Consider the following 24267-nt stretch of genomic DNA (forward strand, 5'->3'; position numbering starts at 1 on the left):
TGTAATACTTTTGATTTTAGAATATTAAGGTCTCTAATATTATCTGTTCTTGCAAATATCCATTGGGTATCACCTAAATTTTCATTCCGTTTTCAGAACATCGTATTCTGATACTTCATAGCCTGTTATATTGTTTTCTTGAAAAGCATTCAATAGTTTTTCGGATATAATATTTCTTCCCTCAAAATGAAATATATCATATTTAGGAAAAGAATTTAATAGGTAAACTTCTTTAATGATAAGATTTTTTTCAAAATCTCCAAAGGTTTCTTGTTCTTTGCTTAAATAAAATTCCTTTGATGTAAAACAGAATTCTTGGATGACATCTCTCCATTCTAGTATGAATTTGGATTTTTTCATATCTATATATTGGAAAATATCATCATAGAAATTGAACCAATAATAGTCTTTTACATTAATTTTATTACGAAATAAAACTATTGGATAAAATTTATATTTATAGGCAGTAATATGAAATATACAATACTATCATAATCAAAAAAGCCCTAAAATCCTTAAAATACAAGTAGTTACAATAAAAAAGCCCAAAAAGGCAGGTAAAACAAAACGTACAAAAAACCACTTTTAATTGCCATTTAATTACCGAGTAATTACCCGATAACTACCATTTAAATAGAAGTAATTACTATTGGCAGGCATATATACCTCTATAATTGCCAAAAACCTTATAAATACGCCCTTTTTGGGCGTTTTTTTGTGTCTTATAGCTACCAAAAAGCCACCTCCAGAGGGCCAGAAAATACCCACAAAAGACACTCACCCAGCAAAGACTAAAAACACCCTATTTTTAGCATTAGGGGTGCACTTAGGGGTGCAGTTAGGGGTGCACTTTTGGGCTATTTTTAGGGTAGTAAAGTAGGTTGTATATTCTTTTTAGTGCAACCAATGGGCTTTTTTGTAGAGTAAAGGGGGGTGTATTGTAGTGCTTTTTAAAGTTTATTTTTATATAAAATACTGATTTTTAGCATTTTGTATTAAAAACAAGCAAAAAGGGTATAGTTTCTCCTGCACAAATACCCGCTTTCTACACCTTTTATTCCATTTTCCTCTATATATTATGTATGTGCGGGCAATAGTTGTGTCTCCAAGTTTTTCACCTTGTCCTGCAATTCCGATAAGTTCACTTCAAGTTCTGCAATTTTCTGATAGTTGGTAACTGGGTCAAGGAATTCAAAAGATATATGAGCTTGACACTCCCATATCTCTTTTATATCTTCTAACATTACCTTAATATGTTTGTAATCTCTATTATCAGACTTACAATAAAGGAACCCTTTTTCTCTTGCTCTATTTGTTACCCTCTTTACGATTACCCCATCGCGTTCTGTGACTACTACACATACCCTATTATCACCCAACCACTCCCAATCTTCAACAAATTTACCTATTACATAGCTACCATCCTGTAAGGTGGGATACATAGAAAAACCGCTGACCTGAAACATACGATATGTGCCATTTCGCATTTCAGGAAGACTATATGTAGGTAGTTCCTCAATGTAATTGCTATCATCATAGCCCTCAAGATAGCCCGCTTGGGCTTTTACTGAAACTAATGGAATACGGTCATTATCGTCATCATCTACTACGACTACTTTAGGCATTAAACTACGCCCCTCTACCTTTATAGGCTCAATAATTTCTACACGAGGTGTCTTTATTACTTCTGTAGCCCCTTCACTTTTAAGCATTTCGCCATTTCCAGTGAGCAACCATTCTGCATTTAATTTAGGATGGTTTGACAAAATTTTGGCGATAACATCACCTCCTACTTCGCTATAAAGAGCATTTCCTCTAAAATTTGAAGTGGCAACATTCAATTCGCCGAAAAAATTTTTCCTCTCAATCTGTTTATAATCAACAAATTGAAGTATTCTTTGTTTAATAGGTGCTAAAATTTTGTCCATAATATTTTGTAGCGATAAAATTTTGACATACCTTTGCGCCAGAATTGGAACAATAAGTAACAATGGACAAAAGTAAGAAAAAAAAGTATAACAAGTACAATGCAAGCGTAATAAATGCATTAATTGAGAAACACGGTTTCTCTGGGCGATACATTCGCCAGTGTGTAAGCGGCGAGCGCACAAGCCTCTCAGCCGACAAAATCAGAAAGGACTATCATAGTATGATTGCCCCTTCTGAAAAGAAAGTAAAAGAATTTTTAAATGATTAAGCTATGAAAGTAGGAAACAAAGTAAGAGTATCACCTTTTATCACCACAGACCCTTACGGTAAAAAAGGAAAAGTAGGCAAATTAACCGATATACGCACCTATGAAGATTATACATTAGGCATTATAACCTTTGCCGATAACAGTGTAGGTATCTACGACGTAGAATGTTTAGAACCCATAAATGAATAATACAATGATACAAGTAAAAACACAAGTAGTGCTCATAGAAAGTGAAGAGAAAAAAGAGCGTAAAGTAATAAAAACAGTCCGCTTCTTAGGGTTACTCATATTTAAGAAAGAAAGCTCTTTAGGAATGTAAAAAGGGGCATACTGCACAGCATACCCCAAAGATAGAAACTTAGTAACTATCATTTAGAGGAGAGCCTATTCATTAAAGACTCAAAAGACTCATTAGTATAGATTTTCTCGCCATTAATGAGAGTAATCATACAAAAGTCACTTCCTCTTCTTACGGTGATAATATGGTGAGTATTCACCACTAAAAATTCACCTTCCAGTGTGGTTGTAATTCTAATGAACATAATTACTAAAATTAAAATTAGACGCCACAAAGTTAGTAATTATTTCCCAAGGTTGGTACGACCAACGGCAAGAAAGTTTGCAGCGGTTCGCAACCGCCTTGGGAAGCATTTAAAAACCTTTTAAACCCTATTTAAAATGAAAGTAAAAACCATTTACCTAATTAATGAGGACTTTCTCATTATCGGCAGAGAGATACGCACAACCTTCTTAGGTATCGTCGTAAAAAGAGAAAAAATAGAGTACCACAAGCCAGTGAAGTACCACTAATAACACCACATCACGTTTTTTATATTTTGATTTTATTGTTGTTTTCCCCAGTGGTTGGTATGACCAACAGCATTAAGCGCAGCTCGCAACTGCACTGGGGAGCAAGGCAAACGCCAAAAAAACAAAACTATGTACGCATTCCAAAATAACATATTATCTATCCCCGCACGCCTATTGTATGACGATTGGAAAGTAATGAGCTACAACACCTACAAATCGTACAGTCAGCGTGGTAAGCTCCAAGTTACCCAAGCAGGCAAAGGGCAAGGTAATGAAGCGTGGGTAGCCTTTGATAGCCTCCCCGTAGTGAAAGGTGTGAATACAAAAGAATTTTGCGTGCGTATGCTCGGCAAGCCCGAAGAGGCTCACATCGTTACCAATGTATTAGAAGAGTACATCGTGCCCGACCCCGAAGCTATCAACTTCTTTGCTGAGCACCGCAAACCTAACGGCAAATCACTCCCCCTCTCACAACAGCGAGAGAAAGCCACCTCCGCTATGATACTGGGTGCCATCGAAATCTTGCTTAAAAGCCGTCCGCTCACTGCCAAAGCCTTTGGTAAACGCAAAACCCAAATATGGCAAAACATCAGCGAAGCAGTGAATGCGCTAAACCCCGAAAAGTGGAGCTTCTCATTACCTAACAACCCACGAAGCCTACAGCGCAAATATAACCAGTACCTTACCGAGCGTTACGCCACTTTCATTCACAAGGGCGAAGGCTCCGACAACGCCAAGGTAGTAACCCCTACTATGGAACGCCTATTTATATCCATCTGCTGTATGCCTAATAAACCTTACATTAGTTCGGTATATGATATTTACAAGCAGTTTCTATACGGCGAAATAGAACTTTTTGACCGTGCTACGGGCGAACTCTTTAACGTAGACGATTTTTGCGATGAGAATGGCAACCTGTTAGAAGTATCTGAAAGCACTGTAAAACTATGGCTTAGCAAAGCCGAAAATCAGCTTATCATAGCCAAAGCCCGCAACGGAGAGTACGATTTTAGCCACAAGTTGCGCCCACACGTTCACCGCCACGCACCGCTCTACTCAATGAGTAAAATAACCCTTGATGACCGCGATATAATGCACACCAAGCTACCCGACGGCACCAAAGTAATGGCATACTATGCTTACGATGTGATGAGCACTGCCCTAATAGGTATCGCACACAGCAAAAAGAAAGACACCCAGCTGTTCTTAGACTGCTTCCGCTCAATGTTTCAGTTCACTACCTCCTATGGCTTGGGCACCCCAATGCAGATAGAAGTAGAACGACACCTAACGGGAGAATTTGCCGACGGGCTACTGAAAGCTAACAACCTATTTCCGTTTGTACGCTTCTGTAACCCTACAAACTCACAAGAGAAGTATGCCGAGACAATGATACGAGGTAAAAAATACGGTATTGAGAAAAACAGACACCAAAACGTAGGTCGCCACTATGCCCGCCGTGATAGTAACCGAACCACACAACAAAAGATATTCGATGAGTTCAACAATAATTACAAAGAAGCCAAAGCCTCTTATGATGATATTGTAGCAATGGAACTCCAAGAGCAAACCCTATACAACAACCAACCCCACCCCGACCAACAACGCTTCCCTGGGAAGACACGTTTGGAGGTATTTTTAGAGAACGTAAACCCTAATTTGCCACAACTCAACCGAGCCCTTTTAGCCCAATACATAGGCAAATGTACCACTACTACCATACGCCGTAGTCAGTATGTAACCGTACAATACCAAAAATACCAACTACCCAACCCACAAGTACTTACCTTATTAGCCCCCAACAACTACCAAGTAGAAGCCTATTACTTGCCTAATAAGGACGGCATTACCGAAGTGTATCTATACCAAAACGGAGCCTTCCTCTGCACCTGTAGCCCTGTGCCTACCTTCAACCGTGCTAATGCCGAATGGACTCAGCACGATGAGCAACAATATGCCGAAGCAATGAGTTATGTTACCAAGTTCGACCAAATGGTACGTACCCAATCAGTGCAAAAGCTCAACCGCTTAGGAAGCCTCACCGCGCCCATACCCACCGCTACCGAAGTAGACTACACACCAGTAGACTACACCGAGACACCCGCACTCAACTATCAAGAGTACAGCAAAACAAAAGTAGAAACCATAAATAAAGCATTATTAGACTTATGATAACCACAGTTTTAAAAGAAAAAATCGTACAAGCAATTGCCGAAAACCGACAAAACTACCGCTATGACACCCATCACGCCAAAAGTCTTGGCATCAATGGTGCCCAGTACAACCGTGTAATGAAAGGCGAACGCGATGGCGTGCTATCCGATGCCAAATGGATAAGCATCGCCCGCAAACTACAAGTACAACTCCGCGATGAGGCTCCTTGGGTAACCGTAGAGACCGAAACCTTTCAGTACATATACAGCCAGCTTACCGCCTGCCAAACACGCTCGCTTTCGGCTATCCTATGTGACCGTGCAGGTATAGGCAAAACACACACCGCCAAAGTATATGTAAGCAAAAATAAAAACGCCGTATATATCGACTGCTCACAAGTAAAAACCAAACAAAAACTTATACGCAAAATCGCACAAGAGTTTGGCATTACCTATACAGGACGATATGCCGAAGTGTATGAAGATTTGGTTTACTATCTAAAACAGCTTGAAACCCCTTTAGTGATATTAGACGAAGCTGGCGACCTCGAATACCACGCCTTTTTGGAACTCAAAAGCCTTTGGAATGCCACCGAATATGTTTGCGGTTGGTATATGATGGGGGCCGACGGGTTACAAGCTAAAATCGACCGTAATAAGGGTATCAAAAAAGTAGGCTATGCCGAAATATTCGACCGCTATGGCTCCAAGTATAGCCGTGTAAGTCCACCCTCTGATAAAGAAGCTATCGAAGCCTTCCTACTCAGCCAAATAGCACAAGTAAGCCAAGCCAATGGCTCAACTATCAGCCCTGCACAAATGTACGCTAACACCGCAGGAAGCCTCAGAAAAGTACGCACCGAAATTGAAAAGCAACGCCTACAACAACTCAATGATGGAAAATAACGAAAAAACAATCATACCCCGCGCCTATACCTACGAAGATTTAGCGCGCAAAAAGTACAAAACAATCGACCTATCACCCCAATGGGCAAACCATCTCGGCAAGGTAGAACGAAGCGGCAGCCTCCTTATCTATGGCGACTCAGGGCACGGCAAAACCACCTACGCCCTACAGCTAATGAAAGAACTCTGCCAAAAAGAAAAGGTACTATACAACTCCTTAGAAGAGTGTGGCAGCCTATCACTCATTGAAAACCTCGACCGCTACGGGCTCAAACAGCACCGAAAACGCTACAGCGTACAAAAAGAATATGTAGACAAAATGATGCTACGCCTGGACCGTCCACAACAACCTAAAATAGTATTTATTGACAGTATACAAGAGTGTTTCGACGGCAAGCCCGCAAGCCTATACAACAAACTCATAGAAGCATTTCCTAACACCCTTTTTATTGGCATATCACAAACCGATAGTAAGGGAAACCCCAAAGGAGCCGTTGCCAACAAATTCTACTGGCTTAGTCAAAACCGTATATTCGTCAAAGACTTCCGAGCCTACATCGAAAAGACACGTACAGGAGCCAATGAGTTAGAACCCTATCTCATCTCAGCCGAAAAAGCCCAAGAACGCGATTTTAAACTCTTAAAAACACCCTAACAATGAATACAATAGCCCAACAAATCACCTATCGCCACGCTCTCGCCCGCCAATTAGGGCTCACCTATTTACAGTACGAAAACCTCCGCTATGAGTTCTACAACGAATGGTGCACCAATCTATGTAACACCGCCATAGGTAGAGGGCTGCACTTAAAAACCCTCATCACCCACGATACCCTACTCAATTGGTATGACGATCAGTGGTACAGTGAGGTGGAGAAAACCATCGAACGCCTTTACGGCAACGACATCACCCTATTCAATGCCGACGACGTCCTCCTGCTCATCACTATCTACGCAGAAAATATCCTGCAATATTACCCCAGTATATTACTCAAAAAAATAACTGCCCGTGCGGCTCGAAGCGAACACCAAGCTAACACTAACCGAAGATAAACCGAACACAAGATGAGATTAGAACCTAACGAAATCAGCGATTACGACTACATCAACCGCAAGCTCAGAGAGCACGCACAAGAGCTGCTCAAAACCGCCAAAAAACAAAAACGCCCCATTCGCTATCTACCTCAAGGCATTAGCGGCAATAATGTAACTTGGTGGGCAGACCTCAAAAAATACGGCAAACTAATACAAAAAAACAATGAATAGTAGATTTTTAGCATACACAGAAGCCCTTGCCCTCGACACTTTTTTACAAGTGCTTACCTTCGAGCAACGGCTTGCCACCTGCCAATACCGCGCAGGTAAAACCGACAAAGTACCCGCCTTAGTGCAGAAGTTACAAGACTGGACAGAGCGAAAGCGCTGGCAACCCCCAGCCTTTCGCTACGAGCCCGAAACCCTTGAACTCCTATGGCAAGACAGCACCGCCCAATGGCTACCCTTAGCCGTACACCCCCTATACCAAGCCGAAGTAAATGGAAAATAACAAAGTAATCAATTAAAAATCATATAAAAATGGCAACAAGAACCAAAAAAATCGTACAAACAGGTGTTACCAAAGAACAAATGGAAACCTCATTTTCAGACTATGCCAAGGCAGAAGCCGAAATCGCCAAAATCAATGCTACTATTGATGTAGAAGTAACCAAAATACGCGACAAGTACGCCGACAAAATCACTAATTTGCAGCAAATCAAAGATGACAACTTCGATGTACTACAAGCCTACGCCCTCGAGAACCGCGACACCCTTTTCACCAAGAAAAAGTCTCTCGACAGCCTTCACGGAACTATCGGCTTCCGCACAGGCACGCCAAAACTCAAAACTCTCAAAGGCTTCACTTGGGGAGCTGTTACCAACCTCCTCAAAGAGTTTCTACCCCAGTACGTACGCCTCACCGAAGAGCCTGCTAAAGATAAGCTTCTTGCTGACCGTGAAGACGAGCAAATAGCCACCCTCTTCCCAAAAGTAGGTATATCAGTCGTGCAAGACGAAACCTTCTTTGTCGAAGTCAAAAAAGAAGCCGAATAAACTTTTAGCTATCTCGGTAGCTAAAAGAAGCTCCTCCGCCCTTAGTTCGGTCGCTGGCACTAAGGGGACGCCCATAGGAGATCCACTAAGGCGAGGAGCTATTTTTAAACAACGTTTAAACACCATTTAAAATGAAAAAAGCACTTATATTTTTAGGACTATCATTACTATTTTTCTCTTGTGGAAAAAAGAACAATGAACAAACAAACAAAACAGAGGTCATTATAGGCTTTGTAGTAGACAAAGAAATGATAACAGCCCATACAACCTTCCACTTTGTTGGAAAAGTACGCACAAGCACCTATCACCCCGCAAAATATTATATGTATGTTGCCAACAAAGAAGGTACTAACAAAATAATAATATACGAAAACGACTACAAAGAGTATAACGTAGGCGACTATGTAAAAGTAACAGTTAAAAATGAATAATATGCCCACAATAAAACCCCACCAAATATGTATCCTTCAAAGCCTTTTAGGCAAACGCTTTAAGGACAGAGAAGCCCGCCTGCACTTTGTATGCAGCTTTATTGGCAGAGACCTCCCCAGTACCAAAAACCTCACCGAAGACGAGTTTTTCACCCTCGCCCAGCACCTTGGTTACCATTTCGAGATGCACGCCTATTTCGATGCCCAAAACAAGCAACACGCCAAGCTATTAGCCCTATGCCACGAACTCGGCTGGCGAGACGAAGCCAACCCCAAATACGCCGACATCAAACGCCTTGGCAAATGGTTCTGCTCAAGCAAAAACCCATTCAAAAAAAAGCTCCAAAACCTCACCCCCAGTGAAGTAGGCAGGGTCAATAACATATTCGAGAAAATGAACGAGCAACGCTATGAAAGAAGTTAGAAAATTAGCCAATGAGAAAATTAGCAAATTAATTGCCTGTGCGGCTCGCACCTGCCCCCACAAGCATAAAGAGCTCCGCACCCTTGCCCACTACGTTACAGTAGAAGTAACAGCCTTATTCTGTAAAGACTGTGGCGCGCAACTCACTAAAGAAGAGTGGAATGTATAACCCTTTAAACACAAAATATAATGGAAATAGACGATTATGATATAAGTTACTCCTCAATATGCGATAGAATTAATGGAAACCCTCAAGCAGCAAAAAAAGAGCTATTGCGTTTGTGCAATATGACCATAAAAGCAGAAGAAAAAGTTAAAAAATTAGAAGAGGAACTAAGTGAGGCAAAAACTGATGTGAGATTTTTTAAAAAAGGTATATACAACACCTTTCATTACTTCCGCAACCAAATTGGCAAACTACCCTCCTCTGTTATCCTCCGTGAAGGAAAGACGATATACATCATTAAGTACTTCGATGAAGATAACATTACAATAAATATTGAAAAAGAAAGTTTTTAATTACTAAAACACAAAAAACAATGGAAAATAAAACAGTAACAATTGACGAATTAGGTATAACAGTAACATACCAAGTTAGATTTAGTGGTGAAGTTACTGAAAAAGTCGCTCAGCAACTACAAGCTATGTACAAAAAAGAAATGGTATATAGTGAGGATAACGACCCTCTAACCAATCACCCCTACAAACAAGCTATAGAACTCGTTGCCGATGTAGGCTATAACGGAGTACCATCTCATTACACCTACGAAATTGACAGCTTAGAATTTTCAGAGGAAGCTGAAGATGAAGAGGCTGAAGAAGAATAACCTTAAAAAAACAGAAAGAAAATGAATAAAGAAAATTACCTCACTTGGTTTGTCCCACTTGACATCGCCAAAGAACTCAAAGATATAGGTTTTAAAGAGCCTTGTTTATTCTCATACTCAGAAGGTGTTGGTATTACTGCAATGGTATGGGGCAGTTTAAAGGGGAAAACAGAGTTTTCAATAAAAGATTTTGTGTTAAGTGGCAATTCACCTGGAAGCCCTTTTACAGATATTCCAACTTACGAACAAGTCTTTGAATGGTTTAGAGTACGCGGACTATTTTCCTACATACGCCCAAATATGGGGGCAATGGATTGGTATTCTTATCGAATTTATAACCGCTTTGACATTGAAAAAGGAAAAGGAATGTCATTCGATTACGAAAATGCCCGCCTTTACTGTATGGAAGCACTCATCGAAATATTCAAAGAACAGCAAAGGGACAAAGAAAAAAGAATAATGGGAAGTATAACCTTTTAAACAGCATTTAAAATGAAAGAAATACCTACACACTATTACTGTTATTTAGGTAATGGTATACAAACAAAAAACAAGCTACAAGCCCAATTCTCTTGTTTTCTAAGAGGAATGAACGGAGAACTATATCGGGCAGATGATTTAACCAAAATAAAGCAATACATCATTGAAAAAGCTAACGAACTCAACCAAGAGTACCCCCGATGCAAACCCCTTAGCGTCACTTTTACGCAATACTTTGATAACAACAAGCATCACCTATGCGGTTTTGAGTTTGACAACTTTATCCTTATGCCCGCTTACTTAATTAAATTATAGGCTCCAATGGAAACAGAACGATACCCTATTTGTCTTGTACCTCCCGAAATAGTCAAACAGCTTGAAGATATAGGCTTTGATATACCCCTTCCCACTTGGGAGCAAGCCTTTCAATGGTTTGAAGCTCACGGCTATTACGGCAATCTCGAAAGCACCCCTGCGGGCACCTCCCTCTATATCTTTACCCCTTTTATAGATAGCGGTACCTCTTGGGATTTTGCACACCTGCAAACCTACCAAGCCGCCCGCCAGTCCTTACTCATCAAACTAATAGACCTTTATAAAAACAAAAGCCAATGAAAGCAAACGATTTATACCATAAACATAGGGAATTAGCCGAAAAAATATATAAATCCTATGAAAAATACGATAACTATTGCGCTAAAATGGCAATCTTTCTCAAAAATGAAGTAATTAGTAATTATAATGAAGTCGAACTACATTTGTTTTATGTGGGTTATTCTGAAAAAGATGGTTTAGCTTTATATATTGACTTAGGAATTTCGGATATAACTCCCTCCGTTTGTAGTATTGATGCAATAATAAACTTTTTCTTAAGTGTAGAAAGGAAATTAACAATTAAAGAGATAATAGAAGTATCATCATTTTAACACAAACACTATGAAAATCGCCCTTACCTTATCACGAGACCAAGCCGAAGTCCTTGCCCGCGCTACCTTCATAGGGCAACCCCTATTCAACAACCGTGAGCAACGTGTACTTTATAGCATAATGCGAGAAGTAACTATCAAAGCCACTCGCTTTTATATGGGTTTCGCCACACAAAAACAACGCAGGTTTTGGCTTAAGCTCTACGAAGCCGATATGTTAGAAAAGTTCTTAGGATATATCCTTACAATGGAACACTACGGACAATACGAACGCCAAACCCTATTACAAATAACATATGCAATTAACGAACAATTAGCCTAATGGAAACAACCTATATTTTTAAATCGAAAAACACTCGAATTGAGTATTTGTTTAAATATGATTTAGAGGGAAACCTAACTACTTTACAGAGCACAGGGGAACCCCCAACAAACGAACAGTGGCATTGGCTTGTGCGCTACTTTCCCTATAATGAAGAGCGTATTGCTATATTAGCAAGCGACGCCAACCTCCGAAAGTACTTCAGCATTGAGAAGACGCCCGCCTCAGTAACCTTTGAAGACTTTTGGAACGAATACGGTAAAATCGGCACTAAGGCAGTTGCCAAACGCAAGTTCGACAAGCTCAAGCCCGAAGAGGTTATCAAAGCCTTCATAGGAATTGACAAAGAAAAGTCTAAAAAGAAACTTGACGGTACAGCAATGCCCTACGCCGAGACCTACCTAAACCAAAAGCGATGGGAGTAATAGTATAAAAAAGTCCGCTTGCATATAAGCGGACTTTTTTATACTTTTGCACCATAATATTCTATTCTCTTAGTGGCTATGCAACTTATAAGTCAGAAACAACGCAAACAACGCCTACAGAGGCGTAATGAAAAGATACGTGAGCTTTTTGGTGAGCTCACAAACAAGTACCCTCAATGGCGTATAGATGCCGTAATTGAGGAGGTAGCAGGTAGGGTATTTTTATCCCCTCGTACTGTAGAAGCTATCCTCTCTTATGAGGGTGTATATGCAGAAAGTTGAAAAAAGTTTTGGTAGTTTAAAAAATAGTTGTACTTTTGCAGTACAAATTGGTTGGGAGGCTACATAAGAAAACTCTCGACCCCAACTCAGGCAAGTAAATAACTTATTATTTACCTGCCTGTTTTATTTTACAGAGTCCAGTCTTCTTTAAGTATATCTTCCCTTAAATAGGTTATATCCTCACCATTCCTAATTACAATTATCTCTTCTATCCATTCAGACCTATAAACACGGCTTTTTATAGCACTTCTTAAATCCCCATCTATAAAATCTGTTTTTATATCCAATACAATGTGTTTGGCTTGTTCCTTTGTACCCCTCAAGGCATTATCAACAGCACTTTTAGTAGGCTTATGAATACGTTTATACTCCTGCTTTATATCCAATGTTTTATTAAACGTATCGGCACTTTTCACCCCTGATATGTTTGATTTTTCTATAAGGTCTATTTCATAGCCATATTTATTAGCTAAGTAAGAAGCTATTTCTACATTTTCGGCTTTCTCATCCTTACCGTGCAATGAGCTTACCCTCACCGTACCCTTTTCAGTAGGTATGGTTTGCCACGTTTCCTCTGCTCTTTTAGCTTTAGCCTTCTCCTTTTTAAGACGTTTTTCCACCTGCTTTTCTACCTCTTTTACGGCTTTTTCACTCATTCCTTTGGTATAAGGTATTACTGGAAATATCTCACCAGAAAGAGCGGGATTGTTAGCAAAGGCTTCTTTTATAGGGACGTCTTCCGTACGAATGCCCTCGGTTATAGGATTGGCAGTAGGCTCTACATAGCAACGACAGCCCCAATCATTAGGAGGTAGGTGTGTTTTCCAAAAAGAATGCTCCACAGGTAGCGTAAGCCCGTCCCAGGCGCGATGTGTTTCACGAGTTCGCTCATCGTGCACCGCGTGATAAGTAAGGTTAGGGTATATGCGCTTATTGGCTATATACTCCTCGTACTTTTGTGCAGAGAGTGCATTGGCTACTGTTTGGTTATACTCAACTTGCAACCAACGCCTATTGTATTCTATATTCAGTTTGTTGGCTTCGGCTTTGAACTCTTGCCACGAAAGCACCTTACCGTCTTTAGTTAAAGAGGCTTCTATTTGCTGTTTAAAGCTCGTTTCTTTAAAAGCCGAAAAGCGTGCAAGGTTGTGCTTTAGTGAGGTTACGAGTTCGGTATTGGTTTCCTCAATAGTAGGGTTGTAGCCCTCTACTAAGGCTTTATTTAAATGCTTGTAGTAGTATTGCCATAGTTCTTTGCTTTGCGCCTCACTAATACTACGCTCTTCAAAAGCCTCACGTATGTACCCCTCTATGAGCCTACTCAAGTTGTTGTCTTCCTTGCTGAGCCTGATAGTCTCGTGATCGGAGCAACAATGGGTGTGATAATATAGTTTGAGTAGGCTTAGTGCTGGGGGTTATCATCTGGTTTAGGAGAAAGGGAGGAGGTAGGCATACTTTCTATTTCTACCCCATAAGTACGCTCTATATAGTCTTGGGTAAGGATATAGCCACGCCCTAAGAGTACCCCGTCTATAGTGATTTGCTTGTTAGGGTCTGTGGTTTTCTCTACCGCTATTTTGGCATTGTCGGGGATAGGGTAGCCAATGGCACGCATAGCGGGCAAAAGCTGGTTATTGAGGAAAGCTAACATCTTCTTTTCGTCGGCATAGACTACCTCTTCTAAGGTGTTCTCGTGTACTATGCCTTGTGCCTTGCTACTGCCGTTTTCGGTAGTCATTGTTTGGTGAAGTACGAGTTTTGATAACTCCTTGTCTAAGGCTTCAATCTTGCGGTAAAACACTTGAAAGGCATCGGCTTTGCTGTTCTCCTTAATATCTACTTCAGTACCAATAGGAAAAACACCATACGAAGCTGAACCCATTTCCTCTAACCACTGGGCAACTTCCTCTTTCACACTATCACTCTGCGAAGCAATTTTAGCTATACGTATAGGAATGCCAAAGAGCTCCTCGAACTCGTCCCACGAACCCCACGAATGGCGCTTTAGGATTGCATAAGGAGTAGCCTTTTCGAGCAACCCCGAATGCTTGTAGAATTGTGCTACTAATACTACCTCTTGCACATCTCGTAGGTCTATGCCAGTGGTAGCATCGTAGTCTTTTAAAAGTACGTGCTTTTCGGGGATTACCAAGCCCCTATCAATAAGTTCTACAGCTTTGATTTCGCCTTTGGTTACCTCTTTGATCCATACAGGAGAATGCCCGTGATAGATGCTTTGGTGAGCGAACTCGATTACGTCCTCAAACCATTGTTTGTCCTTGATATACTCGGTTAGGGTGTCGTCCTTAATCTCATCGATGACGATAATGTAGTCCTTATTGGTAGTTCGTAGGGTACGGTTTTCGGTGATACCGGTAAGGTGTCCATCGAGGAGTACATCTTGGTATACCTCCTCCAATGGGTAAGTACGAGGGTAGTCCACACTATAACGGGCATAACGTGCCGAGTGCCAATGGTTGAGTTCGGTACGCCATAGTCTGCGTTGGCGCTTGATGATGTCTACCATTAGATTAGTTACCTGCTGAATGTTTTGGGCTGTGTTTTTGCCCAAATGTACCTTTTTATTAAGTGCATTACCACTAAGGGTGACACTCTTTTCTATACGTTGTTTATGGAGTTGCTTTGCCATTATTGTAGTTGATTGAATAAACGGTCTATTTCCTTTTTTATATTATTAAATAAGGTTTTGGAGTCGCCTATAAATTGTCGTTTAGGCATACCTTTTAAGCCCTCGTTGTGTCTTAAGGCATACTCCTTATGGGTGTAGAAGGTAACTTGCATTTTCTCTACACGCGCCCTAAATGAATTGCGCAGCTTGTTGCCTCCTGAATTGTGCCCTGTGAGGATAGCACGTCCTTGGTTACGCTTGCCAAAGGGGGTAAGGGTGCCCTTTTTACCTACCCTATCCGAGCGGTAACGAGTAAGGTCTCTCCCACGTGTATCGGTAGTTTTGCGAGGTTGCCACTTTTGTAAGCCCTCATCATTAAAGCCTTCGTCTTGGAAGTTCTGTTGAATAAACTTGAGCCCCTCTGTTTTAAGTACAATAGGGATATCATTAGCCACCAAGCGTGCGAGAGCTTCGAGCTTTTGGCGGAGTTCTTGTAAGTTGTTGTTAGGCATAATCACCAGTGGTTTTTATAGGTTTTGCGCCCTCCGAGCTTCATAAAAGGGGTGGGCGTATCGGGGGTGCCGTCGCCATCGGTATCTTTGAGGCGCTTGGGTAGGGCGACTTCTATTTCGCCTTTGGCTATTTTTTCAAGCCATAGCATAGCCTCGTCATAGCGGAGCTTTACCACTTGGTTGAGGGTTTTACTTCGCCTTATATAGATCTCGTGGATAACAATATCCTTAAGGTATTTCAGTAGTATTTTGCTACGCTCGTCTCCCTCTTTGGCAAAAATAGCCTCTGTATCGTAATACTTATAGAGGTAAGAAGCCATTAGGTCTATGCTTTCGGCAATGATTTCTGTTACTATCTGCTCATCGCCTTGGGTAATAAGGTCTATTACCTCTTTAGTGGCTACGGTTTTGAGTTCGTCTTTGGTTAAATACACGTTACTAATGATTAATTGTTAATGATTAAAGATTAATTGCTTGCGATTTGCAATCGTCTGCCTGTATAAGGGTAGGGTGTTTGTCTATAAATGCGGGTGGTGAAGGTAATACGATAGCTCATAATGCCGTCATCACTTAAGCGTAGTTCCTCCTCTCGCACCTGCTGTACGGGTTTGAACTGTTCACCTTGTAGGAATTGTATCGTATCGGTGATTTTGTCCAATATATCCAGTTCCATAAGCCCCTCTTCAGCATCAGCAGTGCCTAAGTGTTGGTCTGTCCATCCGTCTTTGCAATAGAAATCAATATGAAACTCACACTCGCCCTCTTGTACGTGTTGGGTCATCGTCTCGTATGTAATAGGCATTACTTGTATGAGTGCAGCTGTCCATATTTCGGGGTAGCCGTTTTCGGGGTTGTCAAACTGCCCGCGTTGCAGGTCTATCAGCTCAATGCCTTCAATAGTTGCAAGGGCTTGTTTTACTTTTACAAATAGTTCTTTTCTTGGAGTCATCAGTGTACAATTTTAGAGAATAATAAGGTTATACGTTACGCCTTTTGTGTTTGGCAATAAAAGGTCGCCCGCTTTGTAAAGGGTTTTCGGTATAGCCAAAATACTGTTGGGCAAGGGTAATGGCACGCTCTAAGGTATCGGGGGCGTCATCGTTTGAAGCCGTTCCTTTTTCAAAAGAAAGTAGCTGTTTATTAAAGGCGTTGTAGTCGCGTTCCGAACGTTTTGGCAAAGTCTCGTCCCAGTACAATATTTTGCGGAAGAGCGCATTTGTAATCCCTGCCGAGATACGGTTGTGCTTGTCGCCCTCCTGGTGCAGACCAATAGGGATATTAGGGCAAGCGTTGTCCTCGGCACTTTGCATAATAATAGGGGTGTAGACGGCTTTCTGCGCCATAGTAGCATCAAAGAAGCCTATAGTATTATATCCTTTTTTAAGGTACTTTTTCACCCATTGGGCACGCACTTCCATAGCTGCATTAAGTTCACACCTTTGGCAAAATACCTCCAACACGTACAGCTTAATACCTTTGATGCCAATGAGTACCCCCGCTTTATAGTCGCCCGTAGCGGTGTAGGATAAGTCCCAATGGTCGAGCAAACCGTCCCACGCCTCATTATCTGCTATGCGTACTAAGGCAATATCTTTCGCCTTAAAGAGTTTGCCCTCCTCAATAGGGTTGTTGAAATCCTCCCGCTGAGAGGTATAGTAGTCATCATTCATTAGGATACGAATAATATCCTCCTTAGTATCGCGTTCTATCCACGAGGGCTCCCACTCTACATCCATATAGTTCTCGCGGGTGATATTCACAGTAGCAAGATTCGTAACTGAATCGTGCAGGTGTGGGCTATCTTTCCACTTGTCGTATAGATAGTCTAATATGCCGTCTTTGACAATATAGTTGTTGTTGATGATGAGCCTGCCCCGTTTTCGGTGAAAGGCTTTCACCAAGTCGCCTGTTATCTTCTTGCCGTACTTCTCTATCATATCGGGGCGTTTGGCTCTATCCAAGTCCTCTATATCGTCTAAAATAGCCAAGTCAGGGCGATACATACCAAAGCGCAACCCTCTGAAAGGTTGGTTAAGCCCCAAGGCTTTGAAGTGCTTGCCGTCAGTAGTTTGAAAGTCGCCATCCGACCAATCCCCATAAGAGAGTTGCAAACCAAAGTCCTTGATAAACTTCTGATTGTTCTCAAGGTGTGCTTGTAAGTCGGATAGTAGTATTTTAGCCAAGCCCTCGTTAGCTCCTATGAGGATAGGAAAGAAGGTAAGGTTATTCTGCTTGAGGTGGCATATATTGCCCACGTTCGACTGTATAGACTTACCCGCCCCCCTAAACTTCTTTCTAAACTGACGGACATAAGGGTCTTTGTATAGCCTTATATAATCGTCAATATGAAACTTAGGAGTCTTGGCATCACCCAAGGGCAAACCACTGTCTAAGCCAAAATAGTAGTCGAAAAACTCACCATAGTTTTCTGGCTTTAAAAGTCGTTTGATACGTGCTTCCTGCTCGTCGGCTGTTTCCTTCTGTATAGCCTCGTAGGTAAGCTCTCTAATCATTTTCGACTTCGCAAAATAGCGTTCTTTGGCTTCTTTGAGTTCTGTTTTAGTCATCTCCTTTCTGTAATAATTCGGTTATATACATATCAAAGTAAGGGCGTATCTCTTTGATGGTGCTCATATAAGTTTCACGCTTTTTACCGCTACTTTGCCCTGCTTTCTCTAAGATAAAGTTAGAGAAGCCGTCAAGGCTCTCCATAGTGTATACTGCAATCTTATTATGGTCAGTGATACGGTCAAAGGCAGCAACGATTTTAGTAATGTCGTCTGCTTTATAAGGTAAGGGTTCGCCTCGCTCAATAGCCTGCGCACACTTGAGGGTGAGTTTGCGAATATTGGAAGGTTTGAGTGTTTGTAGTTCTCTCTCCTCGTCCCACTTTCCATCTTCTCGCCATTTGCCTAAAGTCTTTACACCTATACCTATCATTTCCGATATATTGGCAATACTAAAGCCCTTAGTAAAAAGTTCTTTGCCTTGCGACCTCTTATAATCTGCCTCTACAGCTGTCAATCGTGCCATATCTTATTGTAGTAATTCATTTATCTTGTTATTAATCTCATCAAACTTCACCACGTTGTTAGGAGCGAAGTTACCAGGCCCTGCAGGAGTTTGTATCACTGCCGTTTTAAGTTCGTTTAAAAGCTCATTTAAAAGGCTTTTAAAATCTACTTCACCCCGTTGTAGGTGTACTCCTGCTTTGTCTATGGTAAGTTGTGTGTCTTCTATCCGTAGGCTCACGCTTTCAATTTCACTATAAGCAACTACATAGTAGCGGTTCTCATCTTCTCCAATCGAGGCAATCAGCACGCTACTTCCTACCTTTGGGAACAGGTAAAACCGCTCAGCATTATCGTTAATCACCGAGGCTAAGCGCACGGTATATTGTAGCTCGTCGTCTTTCACCTCACACGTGCCATTTCCTTTCTCTACTGATACCACTTCTACGGCTATGGTAGGGGTTTTGCGTTTGCCTATCTGTCTAATTCCCTCGACTAATTCTCTATCTATGCTCATAATCGTGCTCCTATGGTTATTTGTCGGCGTGCCCCATTACGTCCAAAGGTAGTTTCTACCTTCTTAATGAAATAACGCTCTTCTATGTTTTTCAGTTCTTTGTCAATAATATGCGCCTGCATACCACGTGTAGCATAGGGTACTAAGAAGCTCGTTAGCGTGCCGTCAAAGCCGTCATACTTTAGTTTTTCCATTTCCGCTCTTGCCATAGCTCGTAGCTTGCTCTCATCGCTTACTACCGAAGTATGAAAAGTCCTTAGCTCACCATCGGGGTCGCCCTCTTCTACAGTTTTCTTTTTATTGTTTTTGTCAATGTAGGTATATTGTACTTTTAGCCTACGTTCGTCCTTGGTACGATATTCCAAGTCGTTCGCCACAATGTTATAATTGAGGTTATAGCGTGCTGTTTGTCCTATATTAGTAAGTTCTGAAAGTCCTGCGTACAGCTTGCCCTCATCGTTGATAAAGATACTTAGGCGAAACTCCTCTTTGAGTTTATCCAACACCTGCGTACCATTGGCATTGCGAATGAGCCACTGGTCTAACTGCATTTCTGGTATATTATCAGCCAAGGCAATAGGTGTATCTTTCACTACCTCCTGCAATACTTCTCTAAGTGTTGTCTTTTGCCACGATTTATTGATGTTTTTTCGTCTAAGTAAGTACATAGCGTCTTCACACTCTATGCTTACAGGAATGCTTGGCTTGACCTTCTTTACATAGCCCTCAAACTCTACCCCGCTATATACCCCTTCATAAGCAAGGGTCACGCTCACCTTATCGCCTGCTTTGATAGCCTTTTCTGTATAGAGGCTATCACCTCCTTTAGCTACTTTAAAATGGGTAGGAAGTTCAATAGTACAGGTGTCGGCTAATTCGTCTACCGATTTGGTGATTTTCACACTATGCACAGCCTTAAAAGTATAGTCCCCTATTTTGATAATTGCTTGTAATATAAACATTAGTATAAGTTGTTAAGTTGGGTTCGTTTTTCGTCTAACTCAGCATAGAAGTCCATATCTGACACGGCTTTGATGGTGTATTTCTGTATGCCCTCTTTACCCTCCATTGCCTCAAAGCTTATGTCTTTCAGCACAATGTTACGAATATCAAAGAGGGTAAAGAGTTTATTACCTACAACCTCCAAACTTTCGTTCTTTTCAAACAAGCGGTTAAGGCTTTGTACTTGTGCAGTAGGGTACAAGTCGGGGTTATTAGTGTCTATGCAAAGCCCCTTAATGGTAATCTGCCAGTCTTCGGTAGCTATGTACTCCTTTACCTTGCCCCTGCGGTGCTTACCTACGGTTGCTGTCTCTACAATGGTTTTAGTGAGTGAAAAGCTCACCAAAGGTTCATTAGGGAAGAGCGTTTGCACGCCTGCTTTATCGGCTACTTTCAGTGTCATAAAATACTGACTTCCGTTGCTGCGAGCCTCACTTATATTCGATAGGCTTGGTAACACATATTTTGTTTTGTTATTAGCCCACCAAGCGGGAAAAGCAGGGCCTACATAGTCTAAAAATGCTCGTGCAGTAAGTTCTTTGAGGTCAAATTCCATTGTGTACTCTGTTTTTATCAGTGCAAAGGTCATACATATAAAGTAGGTAACGAAATTAGCTCCCAACGCTTGGGCTAAATGAGTACAAGGTTTGGGCAAATTCACTACAAGGCTTGTTTGCCGATTTTTATACCTGCCAAAACCTACTGAATTTTGCACCAGAATTAAGTGACGAACTAACACCAATTTGCTAATGAAACACCAATTTATCATCAATACCGAAAATGTAAATAGCTATGGCTACCGCATCCTTACAGATGGTATTGACTACACCCAATATATGAGAAACCCTGTTGTACTCTTTATGCACGAAAGAGGTGTCAATGCTTATAAGGGTAGTGAAGTCATCGGGCGTTGTACAAGGCTTTACAAAGAAGGGACTACCCTTATAGCAGAAGTGGAGTTTGACGAGCAAGACGAGTTCGCTAAGAAGATAGCAGGAAAGGTGGAACGTGGCTATATACGTATGGCTTCAATGTTTGCGGAAATACAAGAAGTATCTACCCAGCCTCAACACATCTTAGAAGGGCAAGTATATGAGACTGTAACCGCTTGTAAGCTCGTGGAAATCTCCATTGTAGATATAGGAGGCAACGACAACGCTTTGAAGCTATCAAAAGACGGCAAGCCCTTTCAACTCAAAAAAATAGTAACTAATACATCAAACAATATGGACATTAAAGTGATAGCCCTTGCCCTTGGTATGGGCGAGAATGTGAAAGAAGAGGCAGTACTAAGCGCCTTACATAACCTAAAAACCGCCAAAGAAAAAGCAGAAACCGAAGTAGTGGCTCTGAAAAAAACAATTAGAGAAAATCGCACTGCCGAAGCCACTACCTTAGTAGACAAAGCCGTACAATTAGGGCTTATCCCACAGGCCCTCAAAGAAAGTCAGCTAAAGCAGTTTGAAGCCGATTTTGACGGGCAAAAAGCCGTACTCTCTAAACTTGTAGCCGACAAAGAAGCTGAGAATACACAGCAAGGGAAGGCTAACACCGTACGTGAGGTAGTGTTGGGAGCAGGAGCAAAACCAACAGGTACAGCCAATGAAAGCTTTGACTACTTGCAAAAGAAAAACCCCGAAAGGCTCCGAGCTCTCCGAGACAAGGAACCCGAAGAGTATGCCCGCTTAGCTAAAGAGTACGCCAATGGGGTACGCTACACCGAAAAGTAATTTAATAACCCTTTAAAAACAATTTAAAACAGTATGAAATTATCATTAAAAGCATTATGTATTAATGTGGTTTTGGCATTCCTTGCCTCCCTTTTTATCGCCCCAGCTTTGGGTGCCTCAGTACCCTTGGTGGCTACAACTATCGTAGCAACTTCCACCGTAACCCAGTACATAGCCCCAGAACTCTTTAAGGGTATTGCAATGGAGGGGCTTCAAACCGAGGTATGGATAGCAGGTATCAAAGAAAACCCTGTACCTAATAACTCGTTTATATACCAAAGTGTGGACTTGTCACAATATGTAGAGCATAACAAGTTACACCTTGCTGAAGCGGGTGTGGAACCTGCCGTACACGAAGATTATTTTGCTACAGCTAATAACCCATTGCCCGTTACCGATATTACCGATATAGGTAATGAGGTAGTGTTACACACCTATTCTACCGAACAAACACGCCACAGAGAGTTACAAGATATTGAGCTTTCCTACGACAAACGCTCCAGTATTATCGGACGCCACCGTTTATCATTAGAAAACAACTTAGGGAAACGTGCAGCATATGCTTGGGCTCCCCAAAAAAATGATGATTGGAATAAGGTGTGCCTCCTATCAGCCAGCGACTCGGTAATAGATGCTATTATCGACATCAAGTCCTTTTTGGAGGGTAAAGACATCTATAATGGTATTAACATCTGCCTTAATGCTGACCACTTTGCTCGTATCCGCAAAGAAGACAAGCGTCTTTATAAGGATATTATGAACGAAAACCAAATGTATGGTATTAAGGTATTCCAATATAACCAAACCCCACTCTACACCAAAACGGGCGAAAAGAAACCTTTCGGAGCTACCAAAGATACTGAAGACAAACAATCGTCTTTCGTATGGGTTACAGACGAGGTGTTCCGTTGCTTTGGCGATGTAAAGATGTATGCAACCCTACGTGATTCTGGGTTGCAAGCCGATACTATTTCCTTTGCACAACGTGCCTTAGTAGGAGTTATCCGCGCTAAAAAACCTAAATATTTGGGAGCTATCTTATAGGAATATAGTAGGGTGAGCGGACGAGTTCAATGGTATCCATACCTCACCCTACTCCTATATTAACTTTAAAACAGAATACAATGACAACAGCAGAAAAAGCAAAACAATATTTTGAGGAAAACAAAGCGACAAAAGAGCTCTTTGCTACCTCCGATGGTTTCCTCTTCTTACTAAAAAAAGATGCACAAAACCACGCACAAACCTTAGAAGATAGCACAGTGGAGAGCTATACTAATGAGGTAGAAGATAAAGTAGTAACAGAAACACCAGACAAAACTGAACAATCTGAAGACTCTGACGAGTCTGACGAGTCAGAAGGTGAGACTGTAAAAGACACTTCAAAAATCAACTTTTTTAAACCTAAAAAATAATGGCATTACCTAAAGTATTATTCAATATTGCCAAAGACGGCTTAGGCAGGACAACGGCTATACAAAAAACTACTGGGCTCATCACAACGGGAGTTACGGTGAATAACAAAGTAGAGTTGGGCAAGTCGTATCAAGTTTTCTCATTAAAAGAAGCCATAGCTTTGGGAATTTCAGAAACTGAAAACGCCTTTGCCTACAAGCATATCAAAGCGTTTTATGACCAAGCCCCTACGGGTACCCCTCTGTGGCTAATGCTCGTATCGGATGCCACTACTATGACGGCAATGCTCGACAAAGACGGTGCTTTTGCCCCAACTCTCATAGCTGATGCCAAAGGGGCTATCCGCGTGCTTGGGGTAGTAAAAAAAGCAACTGGTAGCGAGACTATCACCGCAGGCTTAGACGTTGATTTGCAGACAGCTGTAGTGAAAGGGCAAGCCCTTGCCCAGCACTTTGAAAAGAAATATATGCCTTTTAGGATAGTTGTATCGGGCAACAGTTGGAACGGCAAAGTAGCCGACCTTACTAATTTCTCCGAAAACGAACTTAACAAAGTAGCTTGTTTTATTGGGAATGACGATAAGGAGAAAGAAGCATCAGTTGGTTTATTTTTAGGAAAAATAACCAAAATACCCGTACAGCGCAAAATTCACCGCGTGAAGGACGGCAGCGTATTACCCTTGGTAGCATACTTCACTGACGGCACCACTATCGACAGCAAAGCCGACCAATGGGACGCGCTTGACGACAAAGGGTATATCTTCTTTCGCACCTTTGTAGGGCGTTCGGGATACTACTTTTCGGGCGATAATACCCTTACTAAACCCACTGATGACTTTAAGAGCCTATGCAACGGGCTTGTAATGGACAAAGCAATGCTTCTAAGTTATGGGGTATTGGTAGAGGAACTCAGCGACGAGGTGTTACTATCCGAAGACGGCAGTATTCACCCCGCGATTATCAAGGGTTGGCAAACCAAACTTGAGAGTACCCTGCAAAGCCAAATGGTATCGCAGGGCGAGCTTTCGGCTGTAAAGATTGATATAGATCCAAAGCAACGTGTACTACAAACAGGTAAAGTGGTGATAGGTATCAAACTGTTACCCGTGGGCTATGCCGACTTTATAGAAGTAAACATCGGTTTTACTACAACAGTCAATTAGTAGATTAGAAAATT

40 protein-coding genes are annotated in these 24267 nt (G+C 41.5%); 27 read left to right on the plus strand and 13 right to left on the minus strand.

What is annotated here, in order from left to right:
* Nucleotides 1-81: 81 nt before the first annotated feature.
* Together C8P65_RS03400 and C8P65_RS03410 are read right to left on the minus strand one after the other, a co-directional pair.
* Nucleotides 82-360: a hypothetical protein gene (locus C8P65_RS03400; protein WP_245887294.1), complete on the minus strand. Its 279-nt coding sequence runs from the start codon at nt 358-360 to the stop codon at nt 82-84.
* A gap of 716 nt (nt 361-1076) precedes the next feature.
* Complete coding sequence (locus tag C8P65_RS03410; protein ID WP_107781524.1) at nt 1077-1928, minus strand: S24 family peptidase; 852 nt, start codon at nt 1926-1928, stop codon at nt 1077-1079.
* A gap of 62 nt (nt 1929-1990) precedes the next feature.
* Between C8P65_RS03410 and C8P65_RS03415 the strand changes: the two genes are divergently transcribed.
* The 3 genes from C8P65_RS03415 to C8P65_RS12335 are packed head-to-tail and all read left to right on the plus strand — an operon-like array spanning nt 1991 to nt 2516.
* Nucleotides 1991-2197, plus strand: a complete 207-nt coding sequence (locus C8P65_RS03415) for a hypothetical protein (RefSeq protein WP_107781322.1) — start codon at nt 1991-1993, stop codon at nt 2195-2197.
* A gap of 3 nt (nt 2198-2200) precedes the next feature.
* On the plus strand, nt 2201-2386 hold the full coding sequence (locus tag C8P65_RS03420) for a hypothetical protein (RefSeq protein WP_107781325.1): 186 nt from the start codon (nt 2201-2203) through the stop codon (nt 2384-2386).
* 4 nt (nt 2387-2390) lie between these two features.
* Entirely contained in the window at nt 2391-2516 is a 126-nt protein-coding gene (locus C8P65_RS12335) for a hypothetical protein (RefSeq protein ID WP_281260393.1), read from the plus strand.
* A 49-nt stretch (nt 2517-2565) separates the two neighbouring features.
* Here the strand turns inward: C8P65_RS12335 and C8P65_RS03425 are convergent, their stop codons facing one another.
* Nucleotides 2566-2739 carry a flagellar FlbD family protein gene (locus C8P65_RS03425; protein ID WP_107781327.1) on the minus strand — a complete coding sequence of 58 codons (174 nt, stop codon included), beginning with the start codon at nt 2737-2739 and terminating at the stop codon, nt 2566-2568.
* A gap of 136 nt (nt 2740-2875) precedes the next feature.
* Here C8P65_RS03425 and C8P65_RS12340 point away from each other — a divergent pair, with 136 nt between their 5' ends.
* The 20 genes from C8P65_RS12340 to C8P65_RS03520 all read left to right on the plus strand — a co-directional run bounded on the left by C8P65_RS12340 (nt 2876) and on the right by C8P65_RS03520 (nt 12274).
* Nucleotides 2876-3007, plus strand: a complete 132-nt coding sequence (locus tag C8P65_RS12340; protein ID WP_281260394.1) for a hypothetical protein — start codon at nt 2876-2878, stop codon at nt 3005-3007.
* 129 nt (nt 3008-3136) lie between these two features.
* Nucleotides 3137-5179 carry a hypothetical protein gene (locus C8P65_RS03430; RefSeq protein WP_107781329.1) on the plus strand — a complete coding sequence of 681 codons (2043 nt, stop codon included), beginning with the start codon at nt 3137-3139 and terminating at the stop codon, nt 5177-5179.
* Nucleotides 5176-6066: an AAA family ATPase gene (locus tag C8P65_RS03435; RefSeq protein ID WP_107781331.1), complete on the plus strand. Its 891-nt coding sequence runs from the start codon at nt 5176-5178 to the stop codon at nt 6064-6066. The genes C8P65_RS03430 and C8P65_RS03435 overlap by 4 nt, the downstream gene beginning before the upstream one ends.
* Nucleotides 6056-6721: a DNA repair protein RadA family protein gene (locus C8P65_RS03440; protein ID WP_107781333.1), complete on the plus strand. Its 666-nt coding sequence runs from the start codon at nt 6056-6058 to the stop codon at nt 6719-6721. Before C8P65_RS03435 ends, C8P65_RS03440 begins: the two co-directional genes overlap by 11 nt.
* A gap of 2 nt (nt 6722-6723) precedes the next feature.
* On the plus strand, nt 6724-7119 hold the full coding sequence (locus tag C8P65_RS03445; protein ID WP_107781335.1) for a hypothetical protein: 396 nt from the start codon (nt 6724-6726) through the stop codon (nt 7117-7119).
* A 12-nt stretch (nt 7120-7131) separates the two neighbouring features.
* Nucleotides 7132-7332 carry a hypothetical protein gene (locus C8P65_RS03450; RefSeq protein WP_107781337.1) on the plus strand — a complete coding sequence of 67 codons (201 nt, stop codon included), beginning with the start codon at nt 7132-7134 and terminating at the stop codon, nt 7330-7332.
* The gene (locus C8P65_RS03455) at nt 7325-7612 is read left to right on the plus strand and encodes a hypothetical protein (RefSeq protein ID WP_107781339.1); all 288 of its coding nucleotides are present in this window, start codon (nt 7325-7327) and stop codon (nt 7610-7612) included. The genes C8P65_RS03450 and C8P65_RS03455 overlap by 8 nt, the downstream gene beginning before the upstream one ends.
* 29 nt (nt 7613-7641) lie before the next feature.
* Nucleotides 7642-8157 (plus strand): host-nuclease inhibitor Gam family protein, encoded by a 516-nt coding sequence (locus C8P65_RS03460; RefSeq protein WP_107781341.1) that lies wholly within the window; start codon nt 7642-7644, stop codon nt 8155-8157.
* Between the two features lie 131 nt (nt 8158-8288).
* Nucleotides 8289-8588: a hypothetical protein gene (locus C8P65_RS03465; RefSeq protein ID WP_107781343.1), complete on the plus strand. Its 300-nt coding sequence runs from the start codon at nt 8289-8291 to the stop codon at nt 8586-8588.
* Between the two features lies 1 nt (nt 8589).
* On the plus strand, nt 8590-9012 hold the full coding sequence (locus C8P65_RS03470) for a hypothetical protein (RefSeq protein WP_245887296.1): 423 nt from the start codon (nt 8590-8592) through the stop codon (nt 9010-9012).
* Entirely contained in the window at nt 8999-9181 is a 183-nt protein-coding gene (locus C8P65_RS03475) for a hypothetical protein (RefSeq protein ID WP_107781347.1), read from the plus strand. The genes C8P65_RS03470 and C8P65_RS03475 overlap by 14 nt, the downstream gene beginning before the upstream one ends.
* 20 nt (nt 9182-9201) lie before the next feature.
* Nucleotides 9202-9531 carry a hypothetical protein gene (locus C8P65_RS03480; protein ID WP_107781349.1) on the plus strand — a complete coding sequence of 110 codons (330 nt, stop codon included), beginning with the start codon at nt 9202-9204 and terminating at the stop codon, nt 9529-9531.
* A gap of 20 nt (nt 9532-9551) precedes the next feature.
* A complete protein-coding gene (locus tag C8P65_RS03485) occupies nt 9552-9839 on the plus strand; it encodes a hypothetical protein (RefSeq protein ID WP_107781351.1) in 288 nt (95 codons plus the stop codon).
* Nucleotides 9840-9860: 21 nt separating this feature from the next.
* Nucleotides 9861-10319, plus strand: a complete 459-nt coding sequence (locus C8P65_RS03490; RefSeq protein ID WP_107781353.1) for a hypothetical protein — start codon at nt 9861-9863, stop codon at nt 10317-10319.
* Nucleotides 10320-10331: 12 nt separating this feature from the next.
* Nucleotides 10332-10634 (plus strand): hypothetical protein, encoded by a 303-nt coding sequence (locus tag C8P65_RS03495; protein WP_107781355.1) that lies wholly within the window; start codon nt 10332-10334, stop codon nt 10632-10634.
* Between the two features lie 6 nt (nt 10635-10640).
* Complete coding sequence (locus C8P65_RS03500; RefSeq protein WP_107781357.1) at nt 10641-10934, plus strand: hypothetical protein; 294 nt, start codon at nt 10641-10643, stop codon at nt 10932-10934.
* Nucleotides 10931-11245, plus strand: coding sequence for a hypothetical protein (locus C8P65_RS03505; protein ID WP_107781359.1), 315 nt, complete (start codon nt 10931-10933; stop codon nt 11243-11245). Before C8P65_RS03500 ends, C8P65_RS03505 begins: the two co-directional genes overlap by 4 nt.
* Before the next feature lie 10 nt (nt 11246-11255).
* Nucleotides 11256-11567: a hypothetical protein gene (locus tag C8P65_RS03510; RefSeq protein ID WP_107781361.1), complete on the plus strand. Its 312-nt coding sequence runs from the start codon at nt 11256-11258 to the stop codon at nt 11565-11567.
* A complete protein-coding gene (locus tag C8P65_RS03515) occupies nt 11567-11992 on the plus strand; it encodes a hypothetical protein (protein WP_107781363.1) in 426 nt (141 codons plus the stop codon). The genes C8P65_RS03510 and C8P65_RS03515 overlap by 1 nt, the downstream gene beginning before the upstream one ends.
* 78 nt (nt 11993-12070) lie before the next feature.
* Nucleotides 12071-12274, plus strand: coding sequence for a hypothetical protein (locus C8P65_RS03520; protein WP_107781365.1), 204 nt, complete (start codon nt 12071-12073; stop codon nt 12272-12274).
* A gap of 128 nt (nt 12275-12402) precedes the next feature.
* Here the strand turns inward: C8P65_RS03520 and C8P65_RS03525 are convergent, their stop codons facing one another.
* The 10 genes from C8P65_RS03525 to C8P65_RS03570 all read right to left on the minus strand — a co-directional run bounded on the left by C8P65_RS03525 (nt 12403) and on the right by C8P65_RS03570 (nt 20501).
* Nucleotides 12403-13599, minus strand: a complete 1197-nt coding sequence (locus C8P65_RS03525; protein ID WP_107781367.1) for a phage minor head protein — start codon at nt 13597-13599, stop codon at nt 12403-12405.
* 77 nt (nt 13600-13676) lie between these two features.
* Nucleotides 13677-14924, minus strand: coding sequence for a phage portal protein family protein (locus C8P65_RS03530; protein ID WP_107781369.1), 1248 nt, complete (start codon nt 14922-14924; stop codon nt 13677-13679).
* The gene (locus tag C8P65_RS03535) at nt 14924-15415 is read right to left on the minus strand and encodes a phage morphogenesis protein (RefSeq protein WP_107781371.1); all 492 of its coding nucleotides are present in this window, start codon (nt 15413-15415) and stop codon (nt 14924-14926) included. Before C8P65_RS03535 ends, C8P65_RS03530 begins: the two co-directional genes overlap by 1 nt.
* Before the next feature lie 2 nt (nt 15416-15417).
* Nucleotides 15418-15849, minus strand: coding sequence for a phage protein Gp36 family protein (locus C8P65_RS03540; protein WP_107781373.1), 432 nt, complete (start codon nt 15847-15849; stop codon nt 15418-15420).
* A 32-nt stretch (nt 15850-15881) separates the two neighbouring features.
* Entirely contained in the window at nt 15882-16364 is a 483-nt protein-coding gene (locus tag C8P65_RS03545; RefSeq protein WP_245887298.1) for a hypothetical protein, read from the minus strand.
* 28 nt (nt 16365-16392) lie between these two features.
* A complete protein-coding gene (locus C8P65_RS03550; protein ID WP_107781377.1) occupies nt 16393-17982 on the minus strand; it encodes a hypothetical protein in 1590 nt (529 codons plus the stop codon).
* On the minus strand, nt 17975-18448 hold the full coding sequence (locus C8P65_RS03555; RefSeq protein ID WP_107781379.1) for a terminase gpP N-terminus-related DNA-binding protein: 474 nt from the start codon (nt 18446-18448) through the stop codon (nt 17975-17977). The genes C8P65_RS03550 and C8P65_RS03555 overlap by 8 nt, the downstream gene beginning before the upstream one ends.
* Before the next feature lie 3 nt (nt 18449-18451).
* Nucleotides 18452-18943, minus strand: a complete 492-nt coding sequence (locus C8P65_RS03560) for a hypothetical protein (protein ID WP_107781381.1) — start codon at nt 18941-18943, stop codon at nt 18452-18454.
* On the minus strand, nt 18940-19905 hold the full coding sequence (locus C8P65_RS03565; RefSeq protein WP_107781383.1) for a late control protein: 966 nt from the start codon (nt 19903-19905) through the stop codon (nt 18940-18942). The genes C8P65_RS03560 and C8P65_RS03565 overlap by 4 nt, the downstream gene beginning before the upstream one ends.
* Nucleotides 19905-20501, minus strand: coding sequence for a DUF6046 domain-containing protein (locus tag C8P65_RS03570; RefSeq protein WP_107781385.1), 597 nt, complete (start codon nt 20499-20501; stop codon nt 19905-19907). Before C8P65_RS03570 ends, C8P65_RS03565 begins: the two co-directional genes overlap by 1 nt.
* Before the next feature lie 193 nt (nt 20502-20694).
* On the opposite strand from C8P65_RS03570, the gene C8P65_RS03575 reads away from it, so the two are divergent.
* The 4 genes from C8P65_RS03575 (at nt 20695) to C8P65_RS03590 (ending at nt 24253) form a co-directional block, all read left to right on the plus strand.
* Nucleotides 20695-21675 carry an HK97 family phage prohead protease gene (locus C8P65_RS03575; protein ID WP_107781387.1) on the plus strand — a complete coding sequence of 327 codons (981 nt, stop codon included), beginning with the start codon at nt 20695-20697 and terminating at the stop codon, nt 21673-21675.
* A 33-nt stretch (nt 21676-21708) separates the two neighbouring features.
* Entirely contained in the window at nt 21709-22719 is a 1011-nt protein-coding gene (locus C8P65_RS03580; RefSeq protein ID WP_107781389.1) for a hypothetical protein, read from the plus strand.
* Nucleotides 22720-22799: 80 nt separating this feature from the next.
* Nucleotides 22800-23090: a hypothetical protein gene (locus tag C8P65_RS03585; RefSeq protein WP_245887302.1), complete on the plus strand. Its 291-nt coding sequence runs from the start codon at nt 22800-22802 to the stop codon at nt 23088-23090.
* Complete coding sequence (locus C8P65_RS03590; RefSeq protein WP_107781393.1) at nt 23090-24253, plus strand: DUF2586 family protein; 1164 nt, start codon at nt 23090-23092, stop codon at nt 24251-24253. Before C8P65_RS03585 ends, C8P65_RS03590 begins: the two co-directional genes overlap by 1 nt.
* Nucleotides 24254-24267 lie beyond the last annotated feature (14 nt).

Origin of the sequence: Capnocytophaga leadbetteri (assembly GCF_003054025.1) — a bacterium.
Lineage (GTDB): Bacteria > Bacteroidota > Bacteroidia > Flavobacteriales > Flavobacteriaceae > Capnocytophaga > Capnocytophaga leadbetteri.